The following is a 5,764-nucleotide window of genomic DNA, read 5'->3' as shown; positions in this document are numbered from 1 at the left end:
AGCCAATCGGGACGTGTTCCGATGGCGTTAGGAAAAAATGGAATCTGCTCTTTATTATGTGACAATCGCACTTGGAATGTCGATTGTGGTGAATCTGATTTTAAAACGGTTTGGAATCTCGCCGATTATCGGATATATCCTCACCGGTGTAACGGTGGCGTATGGGTTTGATCTGCGTCATATGGCTGATTCTCATACGTTGGAGATGCTCGCCGAGTTCGGTGTAGTCTTTTTGATGTTCACGATTGGGCTTGAGGTGTCGTTGCAGCGTTTGTCTACGATGAAAACCGATGTCTTTTTTAATGGTTCATTGCAGGTTCTTCTCTCTGCCGTTATCTTTTTTGTATTTTCCTATTTGGTCTTTGGAATTTCGCTGGAAACGGCGCTGATCGTCTCTATGGCTCTTTCTCTTTCATCTACGGCAGTCGTTTTGACTTATTTAAAATCGACCAAAGAGATCGCCCGTCCCTATGGTCAGAAATCAACAGGGATTTTGATCTTTCAAGATATCGCCGTTATCCCGATTTTGATTTTGATCGGTTTTTTGAGCTCGGATGGGAAAGATATCGGTGATGTTCTGATCCAGACATCTATTAGTGCCTTGGTGATCGTAGGATTGCTGTTTATCGTCGGTAAGCGGGTGATGACGTGGCTGCTCCATTTCTCCTCCAGTAGTGAAGTGGATGAGCTTTTCATGGGGTCGGTTTTGGTGATCGTAGTCGCCTCTTCGCTTCTCGCTTCGTATGCCGGTTTTACCTACTCACTGGGGGCGTTCGTTGCGGGGATGATAATCGCCGAGACCCGTTATCACCACAAAGTCGAAGCCGATATTGCGCCGTTCAAAGATTTGCTTCTCGGGACGTTTTTTGTCACGGTAGGGATGAAGATCGATTTGGGATTGTTTGTTACCCATTTTTGGGAGATTATGGCTATACTCATCGGTGTTTTGATCGTAAAAGCCATCGTTATTTTCGGCGTTATCCGTATCTATTCTCAAACCAAGATAGCGTTTAAAACAGCTATCGCCCTTTCTCAGGTGGGGGAATTTTCGTTTGCTATTTTTGCATTAGCGGGAAATCATAAACTCATCCCCGATGAACTGTCTCAAATTTTGGTTTTAGTGGTTGTTTTATCTATCATAGCCACCCCTTTTATTTTGGCTAATTTATCGAAAATCAGCAGCTACTTTTTTAAAGATATCAGTGTTACTGAAACGTTTGCGATGCTACCTGGACGCAAAAACCATCTTATCGTTTGCGGTTACGGTGTAGTCGGGAAATTTGTTGCCAAGGCATTAAAGGCCGAAGGGGTCGATTACGTTGTCGCCGATAACAGCTATAAACATGTCGAAGAGGCACTACGAGATCATCAAGAGGTTTATTTCGGCGATATGTCCAAAACAGCTATTTTGGACAAACTCTGTGCGAAAGATTCGGTAAGCGTTATAGTGACCCTTGATAATTTAGAGAAGAAGAGACTTATTTGTGAAACGATTATCCGTTATGCACCGAATGTCAAATTGGTGGTTAAGGTGATTAGTTTGGAGGAAAAACGGGCTCTGAGAGGATTGCCTATCTCCATCACTATCGATGGAAAGAGAGAGGTGGCAGCACGCTTGGTAAGCGAAGCACTTTATTGTGATATATAATCTCCCGCATCTGAAAAATGCGGGTAGCTTCAGGGGGTTGTAGGGACATTTGTCCCTGCCACTTTGCGGGCTTTGCCCGAAAAGTGTGTAACATTTCAGTTAGCTAACTTTTTGTTCCGTGACAAGCCATTGGAGATAGCGGATTGACCAGTCGAGATCCTCTATCGCCGTATCGATCTCTTCTACCGGAGCAGGGAGATTGGCTTTGAGTTCACGAACTCGTTGTTTGAGATATTGTGCCATAGAGTAATAGGTGTTGAGAGAGGTGTCATCTTGGGCTTTGATGATCAAATCTTCGAGCGTTTCGATGAGTGGTTTTTCATTGGGGAAGATATTCCCCGCTTTGCGGAGGGTACGTTGCACCTTTTGCAGATGCGCCATATCAACCTTGAACTTTTCGGGATTAGCAGACATTAGTTTCCTCGTGAACCCGGTTTAATAGCCTCAGAACCGTTTACGCACAACGGGCAATTATCGGGTGCGTACATCTCGAAATCGAAATCTGCGAGGGCAAAGAGAGGTTTATCACTAGGCAAGGCACAGTTGACTTTGCGCTCCAGTGCTGAACCCTCACGTTTGCAAAATCCACGATTAGCAAGTGCCGCAAAACCGACGACGATACCGCCGAGGGCTTCGATTGCTTTTGCCGCTTCCATCGCTGAACCGCCGGTGGTGATGATGTCTTCACAAATGAGGACACGCTCTCCTTCAGTGATCTCAAAACCGCGACGGATTTGCATCTCACCGCTAACACGCTCTGCGAAAATAGAGCGTTTATCGAGCGCCGTTGCGAGGGCAAATCCTGCGATCAAACCACCGAGTGCCGGAGCACAAACGGTATCGATTTCGATTCCGTTTTCTTGAATTTTAAGCGCTAACGCATCAGCGAGAAGCTTTGCTGTGCGAGGTTGCTCCAACACTTTTGCCGATTGGAGATAATAGGCTGAGTGATTGCCTGAGCTGAGTTTAAAATGACCTTCGAGCATTGCGCTTGCATCGAGATAGATTTGTTTGATATCCATCACAATTATACCGTCAAGATATCTTGCTCTTTAGCTTTGAGCAACTCTTCGATTTTGACGATAAATTTATCGGTTATTTTTTGAACTTTATCTTGCGCCCCTTTGGATTCATCGGCAGTTACCAATTTATCTTTTTCGAGTACTTTGATTTTGTCGTTTGCTTTTTTACGGTCATTACGAACCGCTACTTTTGCATCTTCCGCCATCCCTTTCGCTTTTTTCGCGGTATCTTGACGCTGATCAACCGTCATTGGAGGGAAAAAGAGTTTGATTTCGGTTCCGTTGTTATTCGGATTGACCCCGATATCGGCTTTCATGATTGCTTTTTCGATGACGCTGAGCATCGATTTATCCCATGGAGAGATAGTGATGGTGGTTGCATCGGTAGCGAGTACGCTCGCTGCTTGATCGATCGGAGTGAGCGATCCGTAGTTATCGACACGGACATTGTCCAAGATTTTAGTAGTGACACGTCCGGTGCGGAGTGTGCGAAAGTTGCTGAGTAGGTGATCGCAGCTTCCTTGCATTTTTTCTTCACAAAATTGATACACTTCGTTTAACATGAAATTTCCCTTCGTCTTATTTGGTAGTGTTAATATCGTTTACGATATTGATCGTCGGTGCAGTAACATCGGTTTTTTCGATCATAGCATCGACAACTGATTGGTTTTTTTGCTGAGCGTAAAAATAGCCCAATGCAATGGTATTGACAACGAAAACAAACCCGAGAAAAAAGGTTACTTTAGCCAAAAAGCTACCCGGACCTTTTGCTCCGAAAACTGATTCATTCGAACCGCTGTAAGCTCCCAACCCGATGCTTGAGCTTTTTTGTAGAAGTACAGCGATGGTGATCATAACGACCAAAACGATCTGTACGATGAGCAGTATACCTGTCATGTTAATCCTTGATATTTAAAAAAGTTCGCGATTATAGCATAGTGTTCATAAGAGCCGAATGAAGCTTGTTTTTAAACCGATTAGGATTAAAATACCGTTTTACAAAGAAATGTTAAATAGCATAAGAAAAGAGAAAAATAATGGATACAAAACGACTGATAGTTTTTGCCGGGGTTATTACCGCAATCATAATAGGAATGACATTTTTTTCGCCGCAACCTCAAAAAAAAGTGGGTATTCCAGAAGCTAAAACGGTGGTTTCGGTGAGTACGTTTTCACTTTATGAAGTTGCCAATGCCGTAGCGGGTGATGCTATTGATGTTCGCACGATCGTTCCGTTAGGATCTGATGCTCATATGTTCTCTCCTAATCCGACGCAAGTAGCCGACATCTCTAAATCAGCTCTTTTTATCTATAACGGTGCAGGTTTTGAGACATGGGCAGAAGGGGTAAAAACGACACTTAGTACTACGACCGGAGTGATCGATATGAGTCAACGGGTCGCACTGCAAAAAAGTAAAGAGGAAGATCATGCTGAGCACAGTGCTGAAACACCTGTCGTTCATGGGGAACATAATCATCAGGAAGGGTATGATGCTCACTACTGGCTCGATATCGACAACATGATCAAAATGACCCAAACGATCGATGCGGAGTTCTCGAAACTTCTCCCGAGTAAAGCAGAGCAGTTTCACAAAAATGCAGCAGGCTATATCGGTGAACTCCAAAAACTGAAAACCGAGTTTACGACAGGGTTGAGTGAGTGTAAAAATCGTACGCTTGTTACCAACCATAATGCGTTCGGGTACCTTGCACGTGCGAATAAATTTGAAAATCTCTCTGTAATCGGTCTCTCAAGTGATGAACAACCTAGCGCGCAAGTAATGGCGCATATTATAGAAGTGGTACGAGAACACAGCGTAAAAACAATTTTCTTTGAAGAGCTTATCAACGACAATGTTGCCCAAACCATTGCAAAAGAGACCGGAGCTAAAGCAGTGCCGCTTCAACCGCTGGAAAATATTAGCGAAGATGAGTTAAAATCACATCAAACCTATCTCTCACTCATGCGAGAGAACCTGAAAAAATTAAGAGAAGCGATGGAGTGCCGTTGAAGTTTTTCCCCAGCCTTTTTGAAGTGAACAACCTCAATTTTGAACGGCAGGGGAACTTGGTTCTTAAAAACGGAACGTTTAAAATTTTGCCGGGAGAGTATTGCGCGATTATCGGACCCAACGGAGGAGGGAAAACGACCCTTGTCCGCCTTTTATTGGGGCTTGAAAAACCGACCTCAGGAGTGATAAAACTCTTTGGCACACCTCAAAACCGCTTTCGAGATTGGAACCGTATCGGGTATGTCCCTCAACGCTCCGCTCTTGTGGATGGCTCATTTCCCGCTACGGTGCGTGAAGTAGTAGGGATGGGACGCTATGCCAAACGGGGAATTTTCGGATTCGAATCCACCGAAGATAAAGCCGCGATTGCGGAAGCGATGGAGCTGATGGGGGTATCGGATTTATCGGATCGTCTTATCGGAAACCTCTCCGGCGGTCAGCGTCAGCGGGTGATGATCGCACGCGCCCTCGCCTCTAACCCCGACGTTTTGATCGTCGATGAACCCAACACGGGGGTCGATGTCGAATCTCAACACCGTTTTTATGAGCTTCTTCGCACTCTCAACCGTACCAAAAAACTCTCGATCCTCTTTATCACTCACGATGTCGGGGTGATTGCCGAGGATATTACCCGTGTTTTATTTGTGAATCAAACGGTTCTTGTTTCCCAAAATCCTGCCGAAATGATCCGATGTGATGAGATGAGCCGACTCTACGGCACACCGGCACACGTCGTGAGTCATAACCATTAGGATCCCAAAATGATAGAGATGTTACAGTATCCGTTTATGCAACGCGCTTTTGTCGCGGGACTGATGATTGCCGTCCTTGCATCACTCAGCGGTTCGTTTATCGTCCTTCGCCGATACTCCCTTCTCAGCGAGACATTAGCCCACGTCTCACTCGTCGGTGTTGCCGTCGGATTACTGTTCGGAATGAGTCCGTTGTGGATGGCAGTATTGGCGTCACTGGTCGCCTCGTGGCTGATCGAGTATTTGCGCAGTGTTCACGGGATGTACTCCGATTCGGTACTCGCGATTTTCCTCTCAGGCTCCCTTGCTCTCGCGATCGTGATCGTTTCG

General features: G+C 45.3%; 8 protein-coding genes. 4 read left to right on the top strand and 4 right to left on the bottom strand.

Annotation, left to right across the window (positions count from 1 at the left end; translation table 11 throughout):
• Positions 1 to 37 precede the first annotated feature (37 nt).
• Entirely contained in the window at positions 38 to 1,648 is a 1,611-nt protein-coding gene (locus PHR02_RS12735; protein ID WP_299992576.1) for a cation:proton antiporter, read from the top strand.
• A 99-nt stretch (positions 1,649 to 1,747) separates the two neighbouring features.
• Here the strand turns inward: PHR02_RS12735 and PHR02_RS12730 are convergent, their stop codons facing one another.
• Genes PHR02_RS12730 through secG form a run of 4 tightly spaced genes read right to left on the bottom strand, consistent with a single transcriptional unit; the run spans position 1,748 to position 3,567 of the window.
• Positions 1,748 to 2,062: a hypothetical protein gene (locus PHR02_RS12730; RefSeq protein ID WP_299992575.1), complete on the bottom strand. Its 315-nt coding sequence runs from the start codon at positions 2,060 to 2,062 to the stop codon at positions 1,748 to 1,750.
• Positions 2,062 to 2,670 (bottom strand): orotate phosphoribosyltransferase, encoded by a 609-nt coding sequence (gene pyrE / locus PHR02_RS12725; protein WP_299992577.1) that lies wholly within the window; start codon positions 2,668 to 2,670, stop codon positions 2,062 to 2,064. The genes PHR02_RS12730 and pyrE overlap by 1 nt, the downstream gene beginning before the upstream one ends.
• A gap of 5 nt (positions 2,671 to 2,675) precedes the next feature.
• Positions 2,676 to 3,233, bottom strand: a complete 558-nt coding sequence (frr, locus tag PHR02_RS12720; RefSeq protein ID WP_299992574.1) for a ribosome recycling factor — start codon at positions 3,231 to 3,233, stop codon at positions 2,676 to 2,678.
• 16 nt (positions 3,234 to 3,249) lie between these two features.
• Positions 3,250 to 3,567: a preprotein translocase subunit SecG gene (gene secG / locus PHR02_RS12715; RefSeq protein WP_299992573.1), complete on the bottom strand. Its 318-nt coding sequence runs from the start codon at positions 3,565 to 3,567 to the stop codon at positions 3,250 to 3,252.
• A 140-nt stretch (positions 3,568 to 3,707) separates the two neighbouring features.
• On the opposite strand from secG, the gene PHR02_RS12710 reads away from it, so the two are divergent.
• The 3 genes from PHR02_RS12710 to PHR02_RS12700 form a co-directional block, all read left to right on the top strand.
• On the top strand, positions 3,708 to 4,682 hold the full coding sequence (locus PHR02_RS12710) for a zinc ABC transporter substrate-binding protein (RefSeq protein WP_299992572.1): 975 nt from the start codon (positions 3,708 to 3,710) through the stop codon (positions 4,680 to 4,682).
• On the top strand, positions 4,673 to 5,434 hold the full coding sequence (locus PHR02_RS12705) for a metal ABC transporter ATP-binding protein (RefSeq protein ID WP_366141206.1): 762 nt from the start codon (positions 4,673 to 4,675) through the stop codon (positions 5,432 to 5,434). The genes PHR02_RS12710 and PHR02_RS12705 overlap by 10 nt, the downstream gene beginning before the upstream one ends.
• Positions 5,435 to 5,443: 9 nt before the next feature.
• Positions 5,444 to 5,764, top strand: a 321-nt coding sequence (locus PHR02_RS12700; protein ID WP_299992569.1) for a metal ABC transporter permease, incomplete at its 3' end; no start/stop codon positions are given.

Origin of the sequence: Sulfuricurvum sp. (genome assembly GCF_028688295.1) — a bacterium.
GTDB lineage: Bacteria > Campylobacterota > Campylobacteria > Campylobacterales > Sulfurimonadaceae > Sulfuricurvum.
This window is presented reverse-complemented; position numbering and strand designations above follow the sequence as displayed.